The following is a 23,794-nucleotide window of genomic DNA, read 5'->3' on the forward strand; positions in this document are numbered from 1 at the left end:
GGCGACCTGACGCAAGGGATGCGCCGCTCAGATGCGTATCTGAACGAATGGCTCACTTGCCACCGAGGAAAACTTCTCTGATGTCGACCGCTCGCCTTGATCGCCGAACGCTTCTCCGGGGCGCCGCCATCGGCGGTGGATTGCTGGGACTGCAAGGCTTGCTTCCGGCCTGGGCGCAGATGGGTTCGGCGGGGCTGCGGGCCGAACTGCCGACGCTCACGGGACCAAACATCGACCTAACCGTGGGCCACTCACCGTTCACGGTGGGTGGTCGCACCGGCCACGCGGTGACCATCAACGGCGTTCTGCCGGCCCCGCTTTTGCGCCTGCGGGAAGGCCAGAACGCTCGCTTGGCCGTGACCAATGGCCTCGACGAGGACACCTCGATTCACTGGCACGGCCTGCTGTTGCCGTTCCAGATGGACGGTGTGCCTGGCATCAGCTTCCCCGGCATCAAGGCCCGCGAGACCTTCGTGTACGAGTTCCCGATCAAGCAGTCGGGCACCTTCTGGTATCACAGTCACTCTGGTCTACAGGAGGCGATGGGCCACTACGGGCCGATCGTGATCGACCCGGCGGGCGCCGATCCGGTCGCCTACGACCGCGAGCATGTGCTGGTCCTGTCGGACTGGAGCTTCATACATCCGCACGAAATCCTGGCCAAGCTGAAGAAGAGCCCCGGCTACTTCAACCAGCAGCGCACCACCCTCGCGGGCCTCATGGACGGCAGCGACCGCATGAGCCTGGAGGAGCGGCGGATGTGGGGGCAGATGCGGATGGATCCGCGCGATATCCTCGACGTGAACGGCTCAACCTACACCTATCTGATCAACGGCCACGGACCAGAGGAAAACTGGACCGGCTTGTTCCGGCCGGGGGAGCGGGTGCGCCTGCGCGTCATCAACGCTTCGGCCATGTCGATTTTCAACGTCCGCATTCCCGGCCTGCCGATGACCGTGGTCCAGGCCGACGGCGAGAACGTGCGCCCCGTCGAGACCGACGAGTTTCAGATTTCGGTGGCCGAGACTTATGATGTGATCGTCCAGCCGACCGAGGATCGTGCCTATACCATCGTCTCCGAGGCCATCGACCGATCCGGCATGGGAAGGGCCACTCTGGCGCCCCGCATGGGCATGACTGCCGAGGTCCCGCCGCTGCGCGAGGTTCCGAATCTGACGATGCGCGATATGGGCATGGGCGGAATGGACCACGGCTCAATGGGCGACATGTCCGGGATGGATCACGGCGCGATGGCCGGCATGGATCATGGAGCGCCAGGCCAAGACGCTGCACCGGCGGGCGAAATGGCCGGGATGTCCATGGCCGGCATGAACATGCGCGACCCCGAGAACGCCCCGCCGGACATGGCGGTTGGCGTCGGGGTTGATGCGATCGCCATGGACCCCGCCAACCGGCTCGGGGAGCGTCCCATCGGTCTTACGGACGTCGATCACCGCGTTCTCGTCTACACCGACCTGGTGTCGCTACAGCCCAACAAGGATCAGCGGCCGCCGTCGCGGACGATGGAGATCCACCTGACCGGAAACATGGAACGGTTCATGTGGGGCTTTGACGGCCGCAAGTTCAGCGAACTCGTCGAGCCCATCCGCTTTGAGCGCAACGAGCGGGTGCGGGTAACCCTGGTCAACGATACCATGATGGCTCACCCGATCCACCTGCACGGCCACTTCTTCGAACTGGTGACAGGAGGCCCGGCCGGACATCAGCCGCTGAAGCATACCGTCAACGTCGCGGCCGGCGGCAAGGTGACCTTCGACCTGACGGCGGACGCGCCCGGCGACTGGGCCTTCCACTGCCACATGCTGATGCACATGCATGCGGGGATGTTCAACGTGGTGACGGTGCGGCCCATGGATGGAGCTGCGTCATGAACCGCCTTGCCGTCGCCCTCGCGCCGCTGATCCTCGCCGCCAGCGGCCTGAGCGCGCAGGCTCAGGACCCTCACGCGGGCCATGTCATGCCGGCAGCCCCGGCCCCGATGCGACCCGCCGCGGCTCCGGTTGTTCCGCCGCAAACGTCCGCCCCACCGGCCACGCAGGATCCGCACGCGGGTCACGTCATGCCGCCCGCGCAGACGCCGCCCGCGACCGATCCTCACGCGGGCCATCAGATGCCTGAAGCGCAGACTGTCGATCCCCATGCGGGGTACGACATGTCCGCCATGGCTCCCGTCCAGGCTGATCCCCACGCCGGGCATGACATGTCGACAATGGTGCCTGCGGCGCAGCCAGATCCGCACGCGGGCCATGACATGTCCACAATGACCCCGGCGCAGGCCGATCCCCACGCGGGGCATGACACGTCGACCACGACCGTGGGGCCGCCCGATGTCCCGACGAGCGCCGATAACCCCGGCCGCCCTCCAGAGGATTCGCTACCGGCGGCGGCCTTGGGTGACCCGGTCCACGCCGCCGATCTCGTTTTCGGAGCTGACGCGATGGCCGCCTCACGACGGACCCTTATCCGCGAGAACGGGGACGTCCGCACCACGGCTGTCGTCATCGACCGTCTCGAGGCCGGCTTCGGCGACGATGGCGAGTCCTATCTCTGGGACGTGCAGGGTTGGAGCGGCGGCGACATCAATCGTTTCTGGTGGAAGTCCGAGGGCAAGGGCGACCTCGGGGGTCGCTTGGAAGACGCAGAAGTCCAGGCGCTCTACAGCCGCGCCGTGGCGCCCTTCTGGGACGTGCAGGCCGGCGTCCGTCAGGATTTCCGACCTGACGGCGAGGATACGACGCACCTCGTCCTGGGCGTGCAGGGCTTGGCGCCCTACTGGTGGGAGATCGACGCCGCCGCCTTCCTGTCGACAGAGGGCGACCTGACCGCCCGCGTCGAGGCCGAGTACGACCAGCGCATCACCCAACGCCTGATCCTCCAGCCGCGGTTCGAATTCGACGCCTCCGCGAGTGACATTCCTGAGCTCGAAATCGGCTCGGGCCTTTCCTCTGTCGAGGCAGGCCTGCGGCTGCGCTACGAATTCAGGAAGGAGTTCGCCCCCTATGTCGGCGTCGAGTGGAGCCGCGCGCTCGGAGACACTGCCGACTACATCGAAGCTCGCGGCGGCGAGGCTGACGACACCCGTTTCGTCGTCGGCCTCAAGGCCTGGTTTTAACCCAAGGAGACCACCCCATGATCCGCATCCTCGTCCTCACCACCGCACTGGCGTTCGCAGGCGCTAGCGCCGCCGCCGCTCAGGATCCGCACGCCTGGCACACGATGCAGGCGCAGACCGTCGCGCCCCAATCCGGCATCACCACGGTTCCGGCCAACGGCGCCATGACCTCCGGGTCCCCGGAACGCTTCAGCGTCACCTTCCCCCACGCCATGGTCCTGAAGACCGTGACCCTGACCGCCGAGGGGCAGGCGCCGGTCGTCGTGACGGCTCCCGCCGCGCCGGCCGCCGCAACCGTCAGCGTGGCCTTGCCGCGCCTCGCGCCGGGAACCTACGCCGCCGCCTGGGCCGCAGAGGGTCCGGATGGCCACAAGATGTCCGGCTCCGCCAGCTTCATGGTCCGCTAGGAGCACGACGATGAGAGTTTCCAACCTGATTGCCGCCGCCGGTGCGGCCTTCATCCTCAGCGCCGGCGCGGCGCTGGCCGCAGAAGGTTGCGAATGCTGCAAGGACATGGCGGCTGACGCCGAAATGAAATGCTGTGACGAAATGAAGCCCGCTGCGGAAGGGCCGACGCCCGAGCCCGAGGCGACGCAGCAGGGGTCCGGTGCGCCGATGCCGGCGCCCGCGCCTCAGAACTGACGCGTTGCTCGAGCGACCTCGTAGGACTGATAGGGCGGCGAGCAATCGCCGCCCTACTTTTGCAACGTTGCAGTTTGGTCCGAGACGCGATACCGCCGTCACGAGGCTGATTTGCACAAACTGATTCACGCCCTTTGCGCCCTCGTCTGCGTCGCCATGATCGGCGGCATGATGACTCATGGCCTCTCGGATCTCCGCCACGACGTCTCGCATGCATCGTTGGAGCACAGTGGGGAGATCGGCCATGATCACGACGACGCCCCGGCTGAACCTACCGAGGTTTCGGCCGAACAGGCGGATGTCGATGCCTCTTCTACGGCCCTTCCCGCAGGTCACCACCACCACAGCGGCGGCGATAACCACGCGGCTCTTCCCGATCATCAGGACGGTTTGGCAGGTCTATTGGACGCAGGCGCGCCTTCCAGGACGCTCGGCGCGAGCCAGTTGCCTGACGGTCTCGTCATCGATGGGCCCGAACACCCTCCAAAACAGCCGCGTCTGATCGCCTGATCCGTTGCGGCCGCAGGTCGCACGCGCACTGTTTTTTGGAGACTTCCTTGAAGAAGCACATGACCGGCCCTGCCGGGTCGTGGGCGCGTCTGGCCGTCGTTTCGACGCTGGCGCTCTCACTGGCGGTGATCCCGCCAACCGCTGTCGTCGCGCAGGAACGCGTGGCCACGGAGCCGCTGTCCCTTGCCGAGGCTCTGTCCCGGTCCGCCGCGTCCGATCCCGCTCAAGCGGGCGCGCAGGCGCGTGCCCGGGCCGGGGAGGCCAGCGTTCGCCAGGCCGATGTGCGGCCCAATCCCACGCTTGGCCTGATGGTCGAGAACTTCCCTGCATTCGGCGGTGGCGACATCCTGGGCCGGACCGAGACGACGCTCAGCTATGAGCAGCGGATCGAACGCGGCGGCGACAGGCCGGCCCGTGTGTCCCTCGCTCGCAGTGAAGGCGCTCTGGTCGCGGCGACGGCACGAGTGAGGCGGCTGGATCGGCTGGAACAGGTCCAGCGCGCCTGGGCTGAGGCCCTAGCCGCCGAAGCCGAGGTCGCCATCGCGCGCGAGCGCCTAGACTTGGCCGAACAGTTTCAGACCGAAGTCCAGCGCCGCGTCGACATGGCGCGAGATCCCCTTTTCGCCGGGGCTCGGGCCGAGGCCGAGCTGGCCCAGGCCCAGATCGACTTCGATCAAGCCGAGATCGCAGCCCGCATCGCCAAAATCTCGCTGGCCAAATTCTGGGAAGGCCCAGCCAACTTCAGCCTGGGCGGGACCGCGTTCGAGGACACCAGCGCCGCCCGCGTGATCATCGACGGCGTCGCACAGGCCGACCTGGACATCTTCGTAGCCCAACGCGACATCGCCAGAGCCCAAGTCGCGGTCGAACAGGCGCGCCGTACGCAGGACGCTACGGTCAGCGTCGGCGTCCGGCATTTCTGGGAAGGGCAGGATCTGGGCCTTGTCGTGGGGGGCTCGATGCCGCTGGGTCGGTATGACCAGAACACTGGAGCCATCGATCGCGCCCGTGCCGAGGGCATAGCCGCAGAAGGCGATCTGTCGGCCGCCCGCACCGAGCGGGAACGCGAGATCGCGCGCTTGCAGGTTCAGCTTTCCGCTCGGGCCAGCGAGGCGCGGCGGATCGAAGAGGAAACCCTGCCTCAAGCTGAGCGCGCCGTGAGGCTGGTCCGCGAAGGCTTCAATCGGGGCGGCTTTACCTACAACGACGTGATTTCTGCCCAGACGGCCCTGCTCCAGACCCGCGACCGGCGGGTCCAGGTGCTCAAACAATTTCACATCGATCGCGCCCGCCTTGACCGGCTGACCGGCGCGCACGGCGACCTGATCGTCGCTTCGGAGACCCAACCATGATCCGCTTTTCTCCCTCGCGGCGGCTGGTCGCCGTGTCCCTGTTAGCGCTGGCCGTTGGCGTCTCCGGCTGTGGCCAGGGTGGCTCTTCCGACCCCGCCGAAGCCGAGGCGGAAGCCGGCGAATACGAGCGCGGCCCGCACAATGGTCGGATGCTGCGCGACGGTGATTTTGCTCTTGAGGTCACCATCTTCGAGGAGGGGCCGGAACCGCTGTATCGGCTCTATCCCTATCTGAAAGACAAGCCGCTGGACCCCCGTCAGGTGCAGGCCTCGATCGTCTTGACCCGCTTGGGACCGAAGGTCGATCGCTTCGCTTTCACGGCGACCGAGGACTATCTGGCCAGCCCGACCGTCGTGGCCGAACCACACTCGTTCGATGTTGCGGTCGCTGCCAGCCACGTAGGGCAGCAGCATCGCTGGACCTATCCTTCCTATGAAGGGCGCACGATCATCACTCCGGATGCCGCCCAGGCGGGCGGGGTGAGGACTGAGCGGGCCGGATCGGCTTTCCTCGGCGAATCCCTGCCGCTGCAAGGCCGGATCGAAATCACGCCTGAAGGCCAGAGCGAGGTTCACGCCCGCTATCCGGGCCGGGTCATGGCAATGTCCGTTCAACTGGGCGACCGCGTCCGGCGCGGCCAGGTCGTCGCCCGTGTCGAGTCGAGCGAGAGCCTTCAGACCTACTCCATCACCGCGCCAATCTCTGGCGTGATCATGGCCAAAAACGCCAATGTCGGTGCGATCACCGGCGGTGGCGACCCGATGCTGATTATCGGCGATCCGAACCAAGTCCATGCCGAGTTCTTCCTCTATCCTCGCGACGCGGAACGGGTGCGCGTCGGGCAGCGGGTCGAGGTTCTGAGCTTGGCCGGGGATCATCGGATCAACGCGGTCATCGAGGCCGTCCTGCCGACCGCCGACATCACCAGCCAGACCCTAATCGCCCATGTTCACCTGCCGTCGCAGAACGGAGCCTGGCGGCCGGGACTGGGGGTCAGGGGCACGGTCCAGGTCGCGACGACCGAGGTGCCGCTCGCGGTTCAGACCAAGGCCATCCAGCCCTTCCGTGACTTCCAGGTCGTCTACGCCAAAGTCGGCAACACCTATGAGGTGCGGATGCTCGAACTGGGTCGCCGCACACCCGAATGGACGGAGGTGCTGGGCGGCCTCGAACCCGGCGCCGAATACGTCGTCGAGGGCGCCTTCCTCATCCGCGCGGACATCGAGAAGTCCGGCGCGAGTCATGACCACTAGGGGGCGCGACCGTCATGCTTGAACGCATCATCGCGCTGTCGATCCGGTTTCGCTGGATCGTCATGGCGCTCGTCCTTCTGGCCTGCGCGGTGGGGGTCTGGAGCTTCCAGCGCCTGCCCATCGACGCCACGCCAGACATCACCAACGTCCAGGTCCAGATCAGCACGGAGGCCCCCGGCTTCTCGCCGCTGGAATCGGAACAGCGGATCACCTTCCCGATCGAGACGGCTGTCGCGGGCGTGCCCGGCCTCGAATATACCCGCTCGATCTCGCGCTATGGGCTCAGCCAGGTCACGATCGTCTTCAAGGACGGGACCGACATCTATTTCGCACGCCAGCTGGTCAACGAACGGCTCCAAGCCGCGCGGGGGCAGCTGCCCGAAGGCGTGACGCCCGAACTCGGTCCCATCGCCACGGGGCTGGGCGAAATCTTTATGTACACGGTGGTCGCCGACGAGGGCGCGCGGCGTCCGGACGGCGAGATGTATACGGCCGAAGACCTGCGCACGCTTCAGGACTGGGTGATCCGGCCCCAACTGCGCAACACACCGGGCGTCACCGAGGTCAATACAATCGGTGGCTTCGAGCGGCAGTATCATGTCACCCCCTATCCCGACCGGCTGGCTGCCTATGGCGTCACCATGGCCGAGGTGGTCGAGGCGCTGAACACCAACAACGCCAATGTTGGTGCCGGCTATGTCGAGCGGTTAGGGGAACAATATCTGGTCCGCGTCGCCGGTCAGGCCGAGACGGTCGAGGACCTGGGCGCGATCGTCGTGGCCAACCGTGGGGGTGCGCCGATCCGCGTCGCTGACGTGGCCGACGTCATCATGGGCGAGGAACTGCGCACTGGCGCGGCGACCCAGGACGGCGAGGAAATCGTGCTGGGCACGGTCTTCATGCTGGTCGGCGAAAACAGCCGCACGGTGGCCCGGGCCGCCGCCGCGAGACTGGAGGTAGCGGCTGCGTCGCTGCCCGCCGGCGTCAGCGCCGTCGCCGTCTATGACCGGACCGATCTGGTCGAACGCGCGGTACACACCGTCGAGAAAAACCTGCTCGAGGGGGCGCTGCTGGTCATCGTCGTGTTGTTCCTGCTGCTGGGGAACATCCGTGCAGCCCTGATCACGGCGGCGGTCATCCCCGTGACCATGCTGATGACGATTACCGGCATGGTTCAGACCGGTACGTCCGGCAATCTGATGAGCCTCGGCGCGCTCGACTTCGGCCTGATCGTCGATGGGGCCGTTATCATCGTCGAGAACTGTCTGCGTCGCTTTGGCGAGGCCCAGCACCGGCTCGGTCGCATCCTGACGAAGGAGGAACGGTTTGACCTGGCGGCCTCGGCCTCCAGCGAGGTGATCCGGCCGTCGCTGTTCGGCGTGCTCATCATCACCCTTGTCTATGTGCCGATCTTCGCTCTGACCGGGGTGGAGGGGAAGATGTTCCATCCCATGGCGATCACCGTCGTCATGGCCCTGACCATCGCCTTGGTGCTGTCGCTGACCTTCGTGCCGGCGGCGGTGGCGATGTTCGTCACTGGCAAGGTCGAGGAAAAGGACAGCTTCATCATGCGCGGCGCGCGCCGGTTCTATGAGCCGGCGCTGGATGTGGCCCTGAGGCTGCGGGTCGCCTTCGTCGGTGTCGCGATTGCCCTCGTGGTCGTCGCCGGTCTCGGGGCGTCGCGGATGGGGTCGGAGTTCATACCGAACCTGGACGAGGGCGACATCGCCATGCACGCTCTGCGGATCCCCGGGACCAGCCTGACCCAGGCGGTGCAGATGCAGACGGCGCTGGAACGGCGACTGTCGCAGTTTCCGGAGGTCGAGCGAGTCTTCGCCAAGATCGGCACCGCCGAGGTCGCTACCGACCCCATGCCTCCTTCGGTCGCCGACACCTTCATCATGCTGAAGGACCGCAAGGACTGGCCCGATCCGCGGAAGCCCAAGACCGAATTGGTCGAGGAGATGCGGGCGGCGGTCGAACTGATCCCCGGCAACAACTATGAGTTCACCCAGCCGATTCAGATGCGGTTCAACGAACTTCTCTCCGGCGTGCGCGCCGACGTCGCCATCAAGGTGTTCGGCGATGATCTGGACCAGCTCCTGGAGGTCGGCCAGTCGGTCGAGGGCGTCGTCAGCGGCATTCCCGGCGCACAGGACGTGGCGGTCGAACAGGTCACCGGCTTGCCGGTTCTCCAGATCACGCCGGATCGGGCGGCCCTTGCCCGGATGGGACTGAGCATGGAGGACGTCCAGCAGGTGGTCGCGGCGTCCATCGGCGGCATGACGGCGGGCCAGGTCTTCGAGGGCGACCGCCGCTTCGATGTTGTGGTTCGTATGCCCGAGGATATGCGTCAGAACACCGACGCGATCGGACGGCTGCAGATCCCGCTGCCCTCGAATGGCGGAGGAGGGCGCGCCTTCGTACCATTGGAAGAGGTCGCGACCATCGCGGTTGAACAGGGTCCGAACCAGATCAGCCGGGAAGACGGCAAGCGGAGGGTGGTGGTGACCGCCAACGTTCGCGACCGCGACCTGGGCTCGTTCATCGCCGAAGTGCAGGACAAGGTCGGGGCCGAGGTTGAGGTGCCCGCTGGCTATTGGGTCAGCTATGGCGGCACCTTCGAGCAACTGATTTCGGCGGCCAAGCGGCTGCAGTTGGTCGTCCCGATCGTGCTGTTGCTGATCTTCGGCCTGCTGTTCGCCCTGTTCCGTTCGGTCAAGGATAGCGCCATCGTCTTCTCTGGCGTGCCGCTCGCCCTGACCGGGGGCGTTGCGGCGTTGGCGATGCGGGGCCTGCCGTTGTCCATCTCAGCAGCCGTCGGCTTCATCGCCTTGTCCGGGGTCGCGGTCCTGAACGGGGTCGTGATGGTCAGCTTCATCCGAGGCCTGATCGAGGAGGGCAAACCGCTCAAGGACGCCATTCGCGAAGGCGCCCTGACCCGGCTGCGGCCCGTGCTGATGACGGCTCTTGTCGCCAGCTTGGGCTTCGTGCCGATGGCGCTGAACGTCGGGGCGGGGGCCGAGGTGCAGCGTCCGCTCGCCACGGTCGTGATCGGTGGGATTATCTCTTCGACGATCCTGACCCTGCTGATCCTGCCCGCGCTCTACAGCCTGGTGCATGGCCGTGACCGAACCGGCGACCGACCCCGGCCGGCCTGGCTGGACCACCTGCCGTTCCGTCCCAAGCGAGGCGCCCCATGACACCCGCCGCGCATCCAGCTCCCTTAAGAATGGTCATCATGGCTGTCGCAAATCGCCCCGACCCCGTGTCGTGGCTTAAGTCACCGGCGACGGCCTTGGTCGCCATCCTGCTGTTCTTCCTGATCGACGGCGCGGTGAGCCAGGTCCTGGCCCACGGCGTCGCCGAGGGCGACAAAGGCTACATTCAGGAGACCTCGGGCTTCCTGTTCTGGCCGTTTGTCTATCTGGGGGCCAAGCATATGGTCACCGGCTACGACCATCTGCTGTTCCTGTTTGGCGTCATCTTCTTCCTCTACCGGATGAAGGACATCAGCCTCTATGTGACGCTGTTTGCCGTCGGCCATTCCTCGACCCTGCTGCTCGGGGTGCTGACGAATGTCAGCGTCTCCAGCTATCTGGTCGATGCGATCATCGGTCTGTCGGTCGTCTACAAGGCGCTCGACAATATGGGGGCCTATCAGCGGTGGTTCGGGTTCCAGCCCTCGACCAAGGCGGCCACCCTGATCTTCGGCCTGTTCCACGGCTTCGGCCTGGCCACCAAGCTGCAGGACTTCAACATGTCGCCCGACGGCCTGATCGGCAATCTGGTGGCCTTCAACATCGGCGTCGAGGCGGGCCAGCTCTTAGCCTTGGGCGCCATCCTCATCGTCATGGGTTTCTGGAGAAAGACATCCGGCTTCTGGCGGCATGCCTATGCCGCCAACGTCGTCCTTATGACCCTCGGCTTCATCCTGGCGGGCTATCAGCTCGTCGGCTTCTTCGTCGTCTGACCGGAGACCTGACCATGTACAACGTCAACAAGCCTGATGCGTCGGAACTCCCGTCCACCAGCAGGCTGCTCAAGTCGACCGGCATCGCCGTCGTCGTGGCCTCGGCGGTGCTCGTCACCGCCGTCCTTCCCGCAGAGTACGGCGTCGATCCGACCCGGATCGGCTCTTTGCTCGGCCTGACGGAGATGGGACGCATCAAGCAGCAGCTCGCCGCCGAGGCGGAAGCTGAGGCTGCCGGAACGGATGAAGCAGCACCTATGGCTGCGACGCCAGCAACGCCCGCGACAGCATCGCCCGCCGCCGATGTGGCGCCGGTTTCCCAACCGGGGCAGCGAACCGATGAGACTGTGCTGACGCTTGCGCCGGATCAGGGCGCGGAAATCAAGCTGGTGATGGCTGAGGGCGCTCGGGTCCGCTTTACCTGGACCAGTAGCGGCGGCCGCATCAACTACGACACCCATGCAGACCGTCCCGGAACGCCGTATCATGGCTACGGCAAGGGATCCGAGCAGAGGGTCGAGGGCGAGCTGGTCGCCGCCTTCGACGGCAGTCACGGCTGGTTCTGGCGCAACCGCACCGGCGAACCCGTGACCATCACCCTGGAGACCTCGGGCGCCTACTCCGAGGTGAAGCGGGTGGTCTGATCACTGGGCGGCGACCTGTCTTCACGGGTCGCCGCGCCGTTGCTTTCAAGGAGACGTTGTTATGTTCTCGCCACTTCGCCACGCCGGTTATCGTCATCTCTTCATCGCACAGGTCTCGGCGCTGCTGGGGACTGGCATGGCCACTGTCGCTCTCAGCCTCCTCGCGCACGACCTCGCGGGCGCGCGGGCGGGCGAGATCCTCGGCGCTGCCCTGGCCATCAAGATGGTCGCCTATATCGGCGTGGCTCCCTTCGCCAGCGCCCTGGCGGCACGCTTGCCCAGGAAGACCTTGCTGGTCTCCCTGGACCTGATCCGGGCCGGCGTGGCGGCGTCCTTGCCGTTCATTGGAGCGGCCTGGCAGGTCTACGCTCTGATGACCGTCCTCTATGTGGCTTCGGCGGCCTTCACCCCGGCCTTTCAGGCCATGATCCCCGATCTGTTGCCGGACGAGGCCGAGTATACCAAGGCTCTGTCGCTTACGCGCTTGGCGGTGGATATGGAAAGCGTGGCCAGCCCGGTGCTCGCCGCCGTGCTGCTCGCCTTCATCAGCTACAACAATCTGTTTGCAGGCACCGCGATCGGCTTTGGGGTCTCGGCGCTGTTCGTGATCACGGCGGCCTTGCCGGCTCTGGCCTGGGTCGCGCCGAAGCCCTTCGTTCAACGGCTCACCGGCGGCTTGCGTCTCTTCCTGTTCACGCCCCGGCTGCGAGGTCTTCTGGCCATCAGCTTGGCCACGGCGGCCGGCGGGGCGATGGTGTTTGTCAACACAGTCGTTCTCGTACAGTCCCGCTTCGGACTTTCTGACCAGGCGACCGCCTGGGCCTTGGCGGCCTTCGGGGGTGGATCGATCACCGCGGCCGTCTTCTTGCCGCGACTCCTTGGCCGAATGACCGACCGTTTGGCGATGACGACGGGCGCGGGTCTCATGACCGTGGCATTGTTGGCCGGTCCCTGGGTGGCGGTCTCTTATCCGGCGCTGCTCATCCTCTGGATCGTCATGGGCTTTGGCTATTCGCTGACGATCACCCCGGCCGGACGCGCGCTTCGTCGTTCTTCGACGGCCGGCGATCGGCCGGCCTTGTTCGCCGCCCAGTTCGCCCTGTCCCACGCCTGCTGGCTGATCGCCTATCCGGTCGCCGGTCTGTTCAGCGCCGAGGCTCAGCCGGGGGCGGCCTTTCTGGTGCTTGCCGCCCTCTGCGCTGTCGGCGCCGTGCTCGGCTTTCTGGTCTGGCCCGCCCGGGATCCGGACGCGTTGCCCCACGCTCATGACGATCTAACCGCCGACGATCCTCATCTCTCCGAAGGACAACAGGGGGCGGGACGGAGGCATGCGCATCCCTATGTGATCGATGATCGGCACCGCCGTTGGCCGAATGAGCCGGGTTAGGTCGATCGGGTGACGCTGAGTCTGACCTCCGAGGACGTCGGCCTTCAGTCAGGTTTGTTCGCCCTGAAACGCCGCAATGATCGGACAAGGGCCTGTGTCCTTGGACTGACAGGCTTGTGCCAGACGTCTCAGGGCGGTGCGCGCCTGCTCCAGATCGGAAATGGTGCGATCCAGGGCCGCCAACCGCTCGGCGGCCAGCTCCCGCGCCCGAATACGGTCCTCGCCCGCGTCCAGGGATAGCAACTCCTTGATCTGTTCGAGCGTGAACCCGGCGACCTGAGCCGACCGTATAAACTGGAGGCGGCGCACGTCGTCTTCGCCGTAGCGGCGGACGCCGCCGGCGCCATCGCTTGACCAGCGATCCGGCGTCGGGATCAAACCCCGCCGCTGATAAAAGCGCACCGTCTCGACCCCGACGCCGCCCTCGCGCGCCAGTCCGGCGATCGTCCGAACATTCATGCTTGACTCCGTATCATGGTACGGAACCTAGGGTGTGCGCCTTGGATTGAGAAGATCGAGGAGACCCAGATGACCAAGACCGCCACAATTTATCGCATGGTGATGCCGGAGCACACCTGTCCGTGGGGACTGAAAGCCCGTCACCTGCTGAAGAGCCGCGGTTACAAGGTCGAGGATCTTTGGCTGACGACGCGTGAGCAGACCGACGCTTTCAAGGCCGAGCATGGGGTCAAGACGACGCCCCAGGTGTTCATCGACAGAAAACGGATCGGTGGACACGACGACCTACGCCGCTTCTTCGGCCTCAAGGTCCGCGATCCGAAAGCGACGACCTACACGCCTGTGCTCGTGGTGTTCCTGACCACCGCCGTCATGGCCGCCATGCTCAGCCTGGCCGTCGATGGGACGCCGTTCACGCTGCGCGCTGGCGAGTGGTTCATCGCCCTGTCGATGATGACGCTAGCCATGCTCAAGCTTCAGAATGTCGAGAGCTTCTCGGCGATGTTCCTGAATTACGACCTGCTGGCCAAGCGGTGGGTGCCCTACGGCAAGGTCTATCCCTTCGCCGAATTCGGGGCGGGCGCCCTGATGGTGGCTGGCGTTCTGACCTGGTTGTCCGCGCCGGTCGCCCTGTTCATCGGCGGGATCGGGGCGGTCTCAGTGATCAAGGCCGTCTACATCGATAAACGCGAGCTGAAATGCGCTTGCGTCGGCGGCGACAGCAATGTCCCGTTGGGGTTCCTGTCACTGACCGAGAACCTGATGATGATCGCCATGGCCGTCTGGATGCTGGTCATGGAGTATGGTCGGGTGGGCACAATGGTGATGTGACCGCTGGGGACTCTGTTCATGGGCTGTCCAGCAAGAACACCCCCGTCGCTATTTGCTCGGAACGCTGACTGCGTCAGTCCTCGTCTGGCTCGGGCGCAGGCGGCGTCCAGCCGTCGGCTTCGAACAGTGCGGTGACCTCGCCGAAGACCTCGTGCCGTCGCGTCCGCAGCAGCATCTGATAAAAGCGGTCGCGGGCGTTTACTGACGGCAGCCGACCGTTTCCAGCGTTCCGGATAAGGCTCAGCAGGAGGGCGCTGGTGCCGGCCGCCGCATAATTTTGGCCGTTTCCAGCGATGCCATCAAGCACTTGGTCGAGGCCCGGCGCGTCCAGAGCTCCGGTGTAGGGGGTGATGTATTCATTGAAATTGGCCTCCGATCCGCGGAAGCTTCCGGAGTGGGCATATAGCTCCACCGCTTGGGGCCAAAGCTCCGGGAGAGGAGCGGCGGCAATCGCCTGAGCCAACGCGTCCCGGTCGAGCCCGGCGATGAGCGCGACGATCGGCGCCTGGAACGGCGCAAAGGCGACGCCCTTCAGGATCAGCGGGTCCGCCAGATTGGCGTCGTTGGCGTTGTTGACGGTCTCCTGAAGAGACGTCCTGCTCGGCTCTTGCAGCCGGGGCCAGAAGTCGGGGAAGGCCGCGATGAAGGCGATGGCGCGGGGTCTGTCCGCCGGGTCGAGGGTGTCGAGCAGACGAACGATAGCAGGAACGACCTCAGGCCAAGCGCCTGGAGCCCGGTCGCGAACCGCCACCAGGGCGGATTCGACCTTGGAGCGTACCCCGACGAGATGGGCCGGTACGCCCTTAAGCAGCGACTTGGCCAGCACGGTTCCGAAATTGCGAATGTTCTGGGGGCGGACCCGGGCAAGGTAGCGCTGCTCGACGTAGTCGAGGATACGCACGTGATCCCGGGGGAACCCGGCCGACTGAACGTCGACGTCGAAGATCTCGAAGATGGCGCGGCCCTGCAATGCTTCTTGGCCAAGGACGAGGTCGACGGCATTGACGAGATGCATTCGCACCAATTCCGGCGTCGGCTCGAAGAGCTGGGCTTCGGCGGAGAAGGCCGGATGGGCGCAAAGGTGGCGATCTTCGCGGAGGCGGTCGAGTTGTCGCCCCGCGATCTGGCTGATCGCTTGGGTATTATTTGCGGCGTCCTCGAGGATCTTCCCTTCGAGCTGGAGCAACTGCCGGATGTCGCTGATGGCGGTCGCATTGTCCCATGACTGCAGCCAGGCGGTCGCAGCGGCGTCGCCGATGGCGCTAAGCTCGCGGTACTTGGCGATCAGGTCGTAGGCTATGGCGACCCAGGCCGCCGTGAGCGACGCTCGCAGGGCTCCAGCCTTGTACGCTCGAACCGCGTCCAGAAAGTAGACGCGGGACTGCGGGTTGCGGACCTTGGTAAGAAGGATGTCGAGGTCTACGAAGCTGGAGTCCATTGGTCCTACAGGAAATATTGATGGCGCTTAGGTTGAGGTCCGATAGCCGTCGTGCCGAGCTACCCGAATAACCGTGGTCTATTCGTAGGGCAGCTCGCCGAACAGGCCGATCATCAGATCACCCTTCAGTTCGCGGAACGGGATCTCGACGAAATGGTCGGGATGTCTGGGTTTGGCCCGACCATCCCCGGGACCGTTCTTAGTGTGGCCCCGGACCTGTTCGCCGCTCTCCTTGATGTAGGGAAGGACCACCAGGCGACCATGGTTGGTCGAGAGGATCGTGCCCTCTCGCCACAGCGTCGAGCCGTCCTCCCCCTTGTCGCTGGTGGTCGCCTTGACGGTCCAGCCGAGCTGGCCGTCCGGCTCGTACCAGAACACGATCCCGTTGCTAACCAGGACCCGCTCGCCACGCGCCAGAGCCTCGGCGAGCAGGCGTTGAACGCTAGCGAGCTGAAGGAGCTGATTGGCGCGCGGCAGAAGTTCGGCGCGGATCTTGGCCTTCACCTGACCCCAGTGCTGATCGTGGTGAAATTTGAAGCCGTTGGCGATCCTGGCGCGCGTGGCCTTCTCCGCTGACTTCTCGCCGGCGGGATAGGGTTTGCTCCAGACGTCGTCGGCATTGCGATACAGAACGACTTGCTGCCCGCGGCTCCCGAGAAGCGCCGTCCACAGATACGGGTAGGTTTGCAGCTGTTGCGCCAGTGACACCCGATAGGGCTCTGCCTCAATGTGAAGCTTGATCTGATCGACGGGGATCCTAGGAGTGTCGGCATGGCGCCGGATCGCCTCGGAGAGCATCAAGGCTTCCTCATCTGCTAGGCGCTGCCGCGACTTAAGCGCTTTGCGCACCTTGAGGGTGAGAGAGGTCTTGTCTGCTGCGTCCATCTCCCTCGCCGCGAGCGCCGACGCCAGGGACGGGTTCAGAGCTTCAGCGGTGGAAACCGCGGTGTCCCGATCAGGGTGGATGTCCATCTTCACCCAGCCCTCCTCGGAGGGTATGCGGCGATCACGCCAGCGCACGCCGCCATCCCCGGTCTCGACAAGTTCCACCATGAACCAGCGATCGTGCAGCGGCCGATAGCTCGGCCATATCGCGAGGATTGCGGCATGATCCCGCTGACTGTCTCCCCACCTGATCAAGCGCTCCTCCCGAATCGGAACTGATCTGACCGATCTGACGCCATTAGCGCAATGCCCGATTGAAGCGTGGCTGTTTCTGGTAAAGCTTAAGATAGCGCCGGGTGGTGCTGGTGCGCGGCGATGGGGCTTCCCATCTCAGCACTCCGCAAACAATGGAGCAAAAGGTCATGGTGAAGGTTGTTGGGTTTCCTGCCCCTGTTGATGTTTCGGGCCTGGCGCCCGGCTCCGCGTTCCTAGTCGGTGATTTCAACCCACCGCTCTACGGGCTCACGGTGAAGGCGGGAGATAGGGTGACGGCCATCGTTCTGGGGCAGGTCAAGGGGCAGGCGGCATCGCCGGGGTATCTGCAGAATGAGAACCTCCCCCGTGAGTGCTACGCTGTCGACGCCGAGGTCGTGATCGGCCGAACTGCAAAAACCGAGCGACGGGAGGCGGTGTCGCATGGCGCGCTCGTCTTCGACGGCGCGAATAAGCCATTCCTTGTCATCGAGCAGGTGGATCCTTTTCCGCGTCTGTATGTCTCGCTTGAGTCCGGTGAGGCGACGCCGGACGGTCCAGCGGGCATGTTGCGGATCTACGCAAACTGGGTGCTGACACTGGAGTCCGATGGCAAGGCTCTGACCGAGTTCACCCTGAATGGCTAAGAAGAGCTTCACGTCAGCGCAGGACCTGCTCGAAGGTCTCAAGGACGACATCCTCTACCTGCTCCTCACGGTTCTAGCGCACCGCGAGAAGCAACGTCTTCCCAATATAGCGAAGATGTCGCGGGAAGACCTCGTGCTTGAGCTGGCACTGCTGGAAAGCGGGACGCGTGACATCGTCGCGCGCCTTACAGCTCTGGACGATGACGGCTCGGGATCGCGGTCTTTCCCGAACGCGTTGGCGGCCATGAACCGGGAGGGGTTGGAGGCCAAGAAGGCCGACGAGCTGAAGACCCAGGTCAAAGCGTATCGGGGAGCGATCAACGATCTCAAGGTCAATCATCGCAACAGCTACATCAGCCATGTGCGGGAGTTCGCTGAAGCGGTGCCGCGCATCGTCGACAAACCCGTGCGTTTCGAGGCGTCAGCTGGCTTGGCTGTCAACGTTCTCGACGCATTGATGGGGCGACAGGTGGGATATCGATTCCGGGTTGGCTCTCAGGAACCCGAAATCGACCTGCGCGCACGCCTCTCCGCTTAGGAACTGCACTAGGACGTCCCAAATCTGGGAGCATCGTGCGATACCAGCGCCTGCGTGCGGAGGCTGTGGCCTTACACAAATGCTTACACACTCGGCGGGCTTGTGGTAGATTGTGTTTAAGTATCAGATGGTTGGTGCTGGCGTGTGTGACTATATATCCGACGGTGATCGGCCGGCTTTCAAGGACGCCTTCCAGCCGCGTTTCGGCTTCTCCTACGACGTGTTCGGCGACGAGCGGACGGTCCTGTTCGGCGGCGCTGGTCGCTACTACGACCGTATCGGCTTCAACTTCGCCTTCGATGAGAGGTTCAAGCCGTTCCAGTTCAACAAGACGATCTACTTCTCCAATAATGGCGGTCTAGTCGGCGGCCAGCAGACCGTTGCTTGGAACCCTGCTTACCTCACGCCTGCAGGCCTTGATCCGCTTCTGGCGGCCTCACCGGGGGCCGGCGAAGTCTTTCTTGTAAAGAACAACTTTGAGCCGCCGCGCACCGATCAGTTCAACATCGGTGTGAGACAGAAGTTCGGAAAATGGCAGACGGCGCTGACCTTTGCTGCGGGTCATACCGAGGGTGAATCGGCTTGGTATATCGCCAACGCCCTTACCGAAACTGGTGGGCGCTTCAACGGACCGTCGCCTACCTCAGTCGGTTTCCCGCAATTCCGGAATGCGATCTTCTTCCAAAACACTGATAAAGAACGTGACTACAAAGCGATCTATCTGACGGCGGACAAGCCATACAACGCCCAAGATAACTGGGGCTTCAACCTCGCATACACCTATATGGATGCGACCCAGAACGGGAGCCGCGATAGTGGTTATGCGGCCTTCGATTTCGACTACAATGTCCCCAGCCAGTCACCGGAGTTCCGTTCGGCGACGGATGAGCGGCATCGTATCGTCGCTTCGGGCACACTGGGCTTGCCGGCCGACTTCCTGCTGTCCGGCATAGTCACCTTGGGTTCGGGCTTGCCGTACAATGTCTTCAACTGCCCGGATGCGCCGGCTGGCGGTCCCAACATCTGTTGGAATGCTGGCAATCCGGAGAAGCGCGCCTTCCTGCCGGGACTGAATTTCGCCTACCGTCAGATCGATCTTCGCTTGACGAAGACGTTCGAAGTGTTCGGCGGACAGCGTGTGGAGTTCATCGCAGACGCGATCAATCTGTTTAACTTCACAAACTACAGCTCCTTCGAAGGCAGCTACACAAACCCACGTTTCGGCGCTGGAACCGGGGTCTTTACGCCGACCCGCAGCTTCCAGGTCGGCCTGCGTTACGCCTTCTAAATCCTGAGCCTGGGCCGCCTCGTGCTTGTTGCGAGGCGGCCTTTCTTTTTCGATTGAGACCCAGTGAGCGTGCCCATGAATCGTCGAAACTTCCTGATGCGGACCACCACAGGCGCGGCGGCTCTAGCCGTTGGATTTCCGGTGATGGCGGCGGCGCAGCAGGCGGCGGCGACGGGGGCGGTCAATGGGACGCAGAGACGGCCGATGCGGTTGGATCAGGAGATCGAGGAGCTTCAGGAGCGGACGTTCCGCTGGTTCGAAAGGGTCACGGATCGCAAGACCGGCCTGACGCCGGATCGCTGGCCGACGCCGTCCTTCTGTTCGGTGGCGGCGGTCGGGTTCGCCCTGACCTGCTGGCCTGTGGGCGTCGAGCGCGGCTGGATGAGCCGAGCCGAGGCGCGTGAGCGGACCCTGACGACGCTGCGCTTCTTCCATGACCTGCCGCAGGGGCCCGAGGCCAGCGGTACGGCGGGATACAAGGGCTTCTTCTACCACTTCCTGGATATGGAGACGGGGCTTCGTTACCGGACCAATGAACTGTCGACGGTGGATACGGCGCTGTTGATCGGCGGCATGTTGTTCGCCGCCCGCTACTTCGACGGCCGTCATGCCGACGAGGCGGAAATCCGTCAGAAGGCCCAGGCCATCTATGAACGGATCGAATGGCCGTGGGCCGTGATCCGCGACAACCGCATCACCATGGGCTGGCATCCCGAGAGCGGCTTTATACCGTCCGACTGGCACGTCTATAACGAGGGCATGCTGTTGCTGCTGCTGGCCATCGGCAGCCCGACCCATCCGGTGTCGGTCAACGTCTGGCACGAATGGGCGGCCAGCTATGACGAGAGCTGGACCGATCGCTGGGGCAGCTGGCACCTCAACTTCGCCCCCATCTTCGGGCATCAGTACAGCCATATGTTCATCGACTTCCGTGGCATTCAGGACGCCTGGATGCGCGGGCAGTCTGCCCAGTTGGGCGAATACCTCGACTATTTCGAAAACAGCCGCCGCGCCGTCTACGCCCAGCAGAAATACGCCCACGACAACCCCGGCGGCTGGGCGGGATATTCGTCCGAGGTCTGGGGCCTGACGGCCTGCGACGGGCCGGGCGATTTCAAACAAGTCATCGACGGCAAGGAGCGCGAGTTCTTCAGCTATTCCGCGCGCGGTCCGGGCGAGCGCGACGACGGCACAATCGCGCCGACGGCGGCGGCCAGCTCCATCGCCTTCGCGCCCGAGATCGTCGTGCCCTGCATCAAGGCGATGAAGGCGCGCTATGGCTCGGGCGTCTATACCGAGTGGGGCTTCCTCGACAGCTTCAATCCGACACTGACGGTGCGCGACGGACCACTGCAGCACGGCAAGATCGTGGACGGCGTGGGTTGGGTGGACGGCGACTATCTGGGCATCGACCAAGGGCCGATCGTCATCATGACCGAGAACCACAGGTCCGAGTTCGTTTGGCGCTACATGCGCGGCGAGCCCAATATCCGCCGCGCGCTCGACATCGCGGGCTTCACCGGCGGCTGGATGAACGGATGATGGCGACTGCCCACAGGCGCGGCGCTCTGGCCCTGATGGCGGGAGGGGCGGCTGCGGCCTGTACCCCGCGCCGTGATGGCGAGACCGTGCTGCGCTTCTGGGCCATGGGCAATGAGGGCGGGACGGTGGGCCAGTTGATGCCCGAGTTCGAGCGCCGCAATCCGGGCGTCCGCGTCTCGGTCCAGCCCCTGCCGTGGACGGCCGCGCACGAAAAGCTGCTGACCGCCTATGCCGGGGCCTCGTTCCCGGACGTCAGCCAGATCGGCAATACTTGGGTGGCTGAGCTGACCGCCATCGGCGCCCTGTCGCCGACCCCGGCTGAGGCCGCGAACCTGCTGACCGACCAGTTTCCGGCGGTGCTGGAGACCAACGAGATCGCCGGCCGCGCCATGACCACGCCCTGGTATGTCGATACGCGGCTGTTGTTCTATCGCAAGGATCTGCTGGCGCGGGCCGGCTTCGACGCCCCGCCCGAGGACTGGACCGAATGGAAGCGGGCCATGCATGCGATCAAGCGTGTGGCGGGCGGCGACAACTACGCCATCCTGCTTCCGTTGAACGAGTTCGAGCAGCTTCTGACCTTCGGGCTTCAGATCGACGAGCCGCTGCTGCGGGATCGGGATACGCGCGGAAACTTCTCCAACCCCGGCTTCGTCGCGGCCATGGCCTTCTACAAGAGCCTGTTCGACGAGCGATTGGCGCCGCTGGCTTCGTCGACCCAGATTTCGAACGTCTGGACCGAGTTCGCCAGGGGCTATTTCAGCTTCTACTTCTCCGGCCCGTGGAGCGTGGGCGATTTCCGCAGCAAGCTGCCCACGTCGTTCCAGCCGAACTGGGCCACGGCGGGCGTGCCGGGACCGAATGGCCTGGGCGCCTCGGCGCCGGGCGGGTCCAGCCTGGCGGTATTCAAATCCTCCCCGCACCAGGAGGCGGCCTGGGCCCTGGTCCGCTATCTGTCCGAACCGGCGGTGCAGGCCCGGTTCAACACCATCGTCGGCGATCTGCCCGCACGCCAGAGCGCCTGGGACATCGCGGGCGTGGAGCGCGACCCCATGCTGGCGCCGTTTCGTGGCCAGCTGGCTCGCGCCAAGGCCGTGCCCAAGGTGCCGGAATGGGAGCGGATCGTCACGGAGATGCAGATCGTCGCCGAACGGATGGTGCGCGGCGAATATACGCCTGAGACCGCCGCCGCCGAGATCGACCGTCGGGCCGACCGCCTGCTGGAGAAGCGTCGCTGGATGATGGAACAGGGCAGGGCCGTATGACCGTCGCCGATCCGACACTGGCCACAGTAAAGCCATCGCGCGGACGCGGCGCGCGTGAGCGGGCGGCCTGGGCTTTCGTCGCCCCGGCCATGCTCGCCATCGGCCTGTTCTTCGCCATTCCGGTGATTGCGGCCCTGCTGCTCAGCCTGACCGACTTCGACATCTACGCCCTGGCGAACCTGGACAATCTGCGTTTCGTGGGCTTGCAGAACTATGAGCGGCTGCTGACCAATCCCCTGTTCTGGGGGGCGATGAAGAACACCCTGACCTTCGCCGTCCTCGGCGTGCCCCTGTCCATCGCCGCGTCCCTGGCGGCGGCGGTGATCCTGAACGCGCGGGTCGTGAAGTGGCGGCCGATCTGGCGGGTGATGTTCTTCGCCCCCTATGTCACGACCCTGGTCGCGACGGCGGTGGTCTGGCGCTATCTGCTGCACACCCGCTACGGCGTCATCAACTGGGGGCTGGAAAGTATCGGCCTGCCGGCTGTGGATTGGCTGGGCGATCCCTCGACCTCCATTCCGGCGATCCTGATGTTCGTGGTCTGGAAGATCTTCGGCTACAATATGCTGATCTTCCTGGCGGTGCTTCAGACCGTGCCGGACGATCTGTACGAGGCCGCGCGCATCGACGGCGCCGGGCCGTGGAAGCAGTTCCGCCATGTGACCCTCCCGGCCATCGCGCCGACCATGCTGCTGGTCTCGATCATCTCGGTCGCCAGCTTCTTCCAGCTGTTCGCCGAACCCTATGTCATGACGCAGGGCGGACCGGCCCAGAGCACGGTGACGGTGCTCTACTTCATGTACGAGGAAGGCTTCAAATGGTGGAACCTGGGCTCCGCCAGCGCCGTCGCCTTCGTCCTGTTCCTGTGCATCCTGGCGATCACCCTGGTCCAGCTGGCGGTCGCCAAGCGGGTGGGGGCGTATCAATGAAAATCCGCGCGATCCTGCTCAATCTGGCTGTCGGCCTCATCGCCGTGGTCGTGCTGTTCCCGCTGGTCTGGATGGTGTCGGTCAGTTTCATGGCGACCGGCGAGGCGGCGGTCTTCCCGCCGCCGCTCCTGCCCTCACACTGGACGCTGGAGCATTATCGTGACCTCTTCCTGAACCAGGGCATGGGGCGGTATCTGTGGAATAGCTTCGCCCTGGCGACCCTGGCGACGATTCTGGCGCTCGGCTTCACTGTTCCGGCTGGCTACGCCTTCGCCAAGCTGAAGTTCGCCGGGCGCGAGCGGCTTTTCCAGTTCCTGGTCGCCGCCCTGGTGGTGCCGGCACAGATCGGCACCCTGCCGCTGTTCCTGATGCTGAAGTCGATGGGGCTGGTGAACACCTACGCGGGGGCGCTGGTGCCGTGGCTGGCCTCGATCTTCGGCCTGTTCCTTGTGCGCCAGTATGCGCTGAGCATTCCCGACGAGATGTTGGAGGCCGCGCGGATCGACGGGGCCAGCGAGGGCCAGATCTTCCGCCGCATTGTCCTGCCGACGTTGCAGCCGATCATCGTGACCTTGGGCCTGTTCGTCTTCCTGGGCAGTTGGAACGACTTCCTGTGGCCCCTGATCATCCTGACGGATCAGTCGAACTATACCCTGCCGGTCGCCTTGGCGGCCCTGTCGCGCGAGCATGTGCAAGACATTGAACTGATGATGGCCGGCGCTGTCGTCACGGTCGCGCCCGTGCTGATCCTCTTCCTCGCCCTGCAACGCTACTACATCCGCGGCATGCTCGCGGGCAGCGTGAAGGGGTGACCAGAACTGCGAGT

General features: G+C 64.8%; 22 protein-coding genes. 19 read left to right on the forward strand and 3 right to left on the reverse strand.

Annotated features, from left to right (window positions below):
- The first annotated feature begins 80 nt into the window (after positions 1 to 80).
- The 11 genes from JX001_RS08270 (at position 81) to JX001_RS08320 (ending at position 12,894) form a co-directional block, all read left to right on the forward strand.
- Positions 81 to 1,892 (forward strand): copper resistance system multicopper oxidase, encoded by a 1,812-nt coding sequence (locus tag JX001_RS08270; RefSeq protein ID WP_205680711.1) that lies wholly within the window; start codon positions 81 to 83, stop codon positions 1,890 to 1,892.
- Entirely contained in the window at positions 1,889 to 3,133 is a 1,245-nt protein-coding gene (locus JX001_RS08275; protein WP_241004583.1) for a copper resistance protein B, read from the forward strand. The genes JX001_RS08270 and JX001_RS08275 overlap by 4 nt, the downstream gene beginning before the upstream one ends.
- A 17-nt stretch (positions 3,134 to 3,150) precedes the next feature.
- Positions 3,151 to 3,540, forward strand: coding sequence for a copper resistance protein CopC (locus JX001_RS08280; RefSeq protein WP_205680712.1), 390 nt, complete (start codon positions 3,151 to 3,153; stop codon positions 3,538 to 3,540).
- 10 nt (positions 3,541 to 3,550) lie between these two features.
- Complete coding sequence (locus JX001_RS16295) at positions 3,551 to 3,775, forward strand: ammonium transporter family protein (protein ID WP_241004584.1); 225 nt, start codon at positions 3,551 to 3,553, stop codon at positions 3,773 to 3,775.
- Between the two features lie 111 nt (positions 3,776 to 3,886).
- A complete protein-coding gene (locus tag JX001_RS08290; RefSeq protein WP_205680713.1) occupies positions 3,887 to 4,285 on the forward strand; it encodes a hypothetical protein in 399 nt (132 codons plus the stop codon).
- Between the two features lie 47 nt (positions 4,286 to 4,332).
- A complete protein-coding gene (locus JX001_RS08295; protein ID WP_241004585.1) occupies positions 4,333 to 5,637 on the forward strand; it encodes a TolC family protein in 1,305 nt (434 codons plus the stop codon).
- Positions 5,634 to 6,890, forward strand: a complete 1,257-nt coding sequence (locus JX001_RS08300; RefSeq protein WP_205680714.1) for an efflux RND transporter periplasmic adaptor subunit — start codon at positions 5,634 to 5,636, stop codon at positions 6,888 to 6,890. Before JX001_RS08295 ends, JX001_RS08300 begins: the two co-directional genes overlap by 4 nt.
- Before the next feature lie 14 nt (positions 6,891 to 6,904).
- Positions 6,905 to 10,093 (forward strand): efflux RND transporter permease subunit, encoded by a 3,189-nt coding sequence (locus JX001_RS08305; RefSeq protein WP_205680715.1) that lies wholly within the window; start codon positions 6,905 to 6,907, stop codon positions 10,091 to 10,093.
- Between the two features lie 38 nt (positions 10,094 to 10,131).
- Positions 10,132 to 10,863, forward strand: coding sequence for a HupE/UreJ family protein (locus JX001_RS08310; protein WP_205680716.1), 732 nt, complete (start codon positions 10,132 to 10,134; stop codon positions 10,861 to 10,863).
- A 14-nt stretch (positions 10,864 to 10,877) separates the two neighbouring features.
- Positions 10,878 to 11,507 carry a transmembrane anchor protein gene (locus JX001_RS08315; RefSeq protein ID WP_205680717.1) on the forward strand — a complete coding sequence of 210 codons (630 nt, stop codon included), beginning with the start codon at positions 10,878 to 10,880 and terminating at the stop codon, positions 11,505 to 11,507.
- A 61-nt stretch (positions 11,508 to 11,568) separates the two neighbouring features.
- Positions 11,569 to 12,894, forward strand: coding sequence for an MFS transporter (locus JX001_RS08320; protein WP_205680718.1), 1,326 nt, complete (start codon positions 11,569 to 11,571; stop codon positions 12,892 to 12,894).
- Positions 12,895 to 12,942: 48 nt separating this feature from the next.
- Here JX001_RS08320 and JX001_RS08325 read toward each other — a convergent pair whose 3' ends face one another.
- The gene (locus JX001_RS08325) at positions 12,943 to 13,353 is read right to left on the reverse strand and encodes a MerR family transcriptional regulator (protein ID WP_205680719.1); all 411 of its coding nucleotides are present in this window, start codon (positions 13,351 to 13,353) and stop codon (positions 12,943 to 12,945) included.
- 69 nt (positions 13,354 to 13,422) lie between these two features.
- Between JX001_RS08325 and JX001_RS08330 the strand changes: the two genes are divergently transcribed.
- The gene (locus tag JX001_RS08330; RefSeq protein WP_205680720.1) at positions 13,423 to 14,184 is read left to right on the forward strand and encodes a MauE/DoxX family redox-associated membrane protein; all 762 of its coding nucleotides are present in this window, start codon (positions 13,423 to 13,425) and stop codon (positions 14,182 to 14,184) included.
- Positions 14,185 to 14,257: 73 nt separating this feature from the next.
- Here the strand turns inward: JX001_RS08330 and JX001_RS08335 are convergent, their stop codons facing one another.
- Together JX001_RS08335 and JX001_RS08340 are read right to left on the reverse strand one after the other, a co-directional pair.
- Positions 14,258 to 15,622, reverse strand: coding sequence for a hypothetical protein (locus JX001_RS08335; protein WP_205680721.1), 1,365 nt, complete (start codon positions 15,620 to 15,622; stop codon positions 14,258 to 14,260).
- A gap of 78 nt (positions 15,623 to 15,700) precedes the next feature.
- Positions 15,701 to 16,675: a hypothetical protein gene (locus JX001_RS08340; protein ID WP_205680722.1), complete on the reverse strand. Its 975-nt coding sequence runs from the start codon at positions 16,673 to 16,675 to the stop codon at positions 15,701 to 15,703.
- 188 nt (positions 16,676 to 16,863) lie between these two features.
- Between JX001_RS08340 and JX001_RS08345 the strand changes: the two genes are divergently transcribed.
- The 7 genes from JX001_RS08345 (at position 16,864) to JX001_RS08375 (ending at position 23,780) form a co-directional block, all read left to right on the forward strand.
- On the forward strand, positions 16,864 to 17,406 hold the full coding sequence (locus tag JX001_RS08345; protein WP_205680723.1) for a hypothetical protein: 543 nt from the start codon (positions 16,864 to 16,866) through the stop codon (positions 17,404 to 17,406).
- Complete coding sequence (locus tag JX001_RS08350) at positions 17,399 to 17,944, forward strand: hypothetical protein (protein ID WP_205680724.1); 546 nt, start codon at positions 17,399 to 17,401, stop codon at positions 17,942 to 17,944. The genes JX001_RS08345 and JX001_RS08350 overlap by 8 nt, the downstream gene beginning before the upstream one ends.
- A gap of 127 nt (positions 17,945 to 18,071) precedes the next feature.
- Positions 18,072 to 19,232 (forward strand): TonB-dependent receptor, encoded by a 1,161-nt coding sequence (locus JX001_RS08355; protein ID WP_205680725.1) that lies wholly within the window; start codon positions 18,072 to 18,074, stop codon positions 19,230 to 19,232.
- Positions 19,233 to 19,307: 75 nt separating this feature from the next.
- Positions 19,308 to 20,774: a glucoamylase family protein gene (locus JX001_RS08360; protein WP_205680726.1), complete on the forward strand. Its 1,467-nt coding sequence runs from the start codon at positions 19,308 to 19,310 to the stop codon at positions 20,772 to 20,774.
- Positions 20,771 to 22,039 (forward strand): sugar ABC transporter substrate-binding protein, encoded by a 1,269-nt coding sequence (locus tag JX001_RS08365; RefSeq protein WP_205680727.1) that lies wholly within the window; start codon positions 20,771 to 20,773, stop codon positions 22,037 to 22,039. Before JX001_RS08360 ends, JX001_RS08365 begins: the two co-directional genes overlap by 4 nt.
- Entirely contained in the window at positions 22,036 to 22,968 is a 933-nt protein-coding gene (locus JX001_RS08370) for a carbohydrate ABC transporter permease (protein ID WP_241004586.1), read from the forward strand. The genes JX001_RS08365 and JX001_RS08370 overlap by 4 nt, the downstream gene beginning before the upstream one ends.
- Complete coding sequence (locus JX001_RS08375) at positions 22,965 to 23,780, forward strand: carbohydrate ABC transporter permease (protein ID WP_205680728.1); 816 nt, start codon at positions 22,965 to 22,967, stop codon at positions 23,778 to 23,780. The genes JX001_RS08370 and JX001_RS08375 overlap by 4 nt, the downstream gene beginning before the upstream one ends.
- Positions 23,781 to 23,794: the final 14 nt, after the last annotated feature.

The organism is Brevundimonas fontaquae (assembly GCF_017086445.1).
Classification (GTDB): domain Bacteria; phylum Pseudomonadota; class Alphaproteobacteria; order Caulobacterales; family Caulobacteraceae; genus Brevundimonas; species Brevundimonas fontaquae.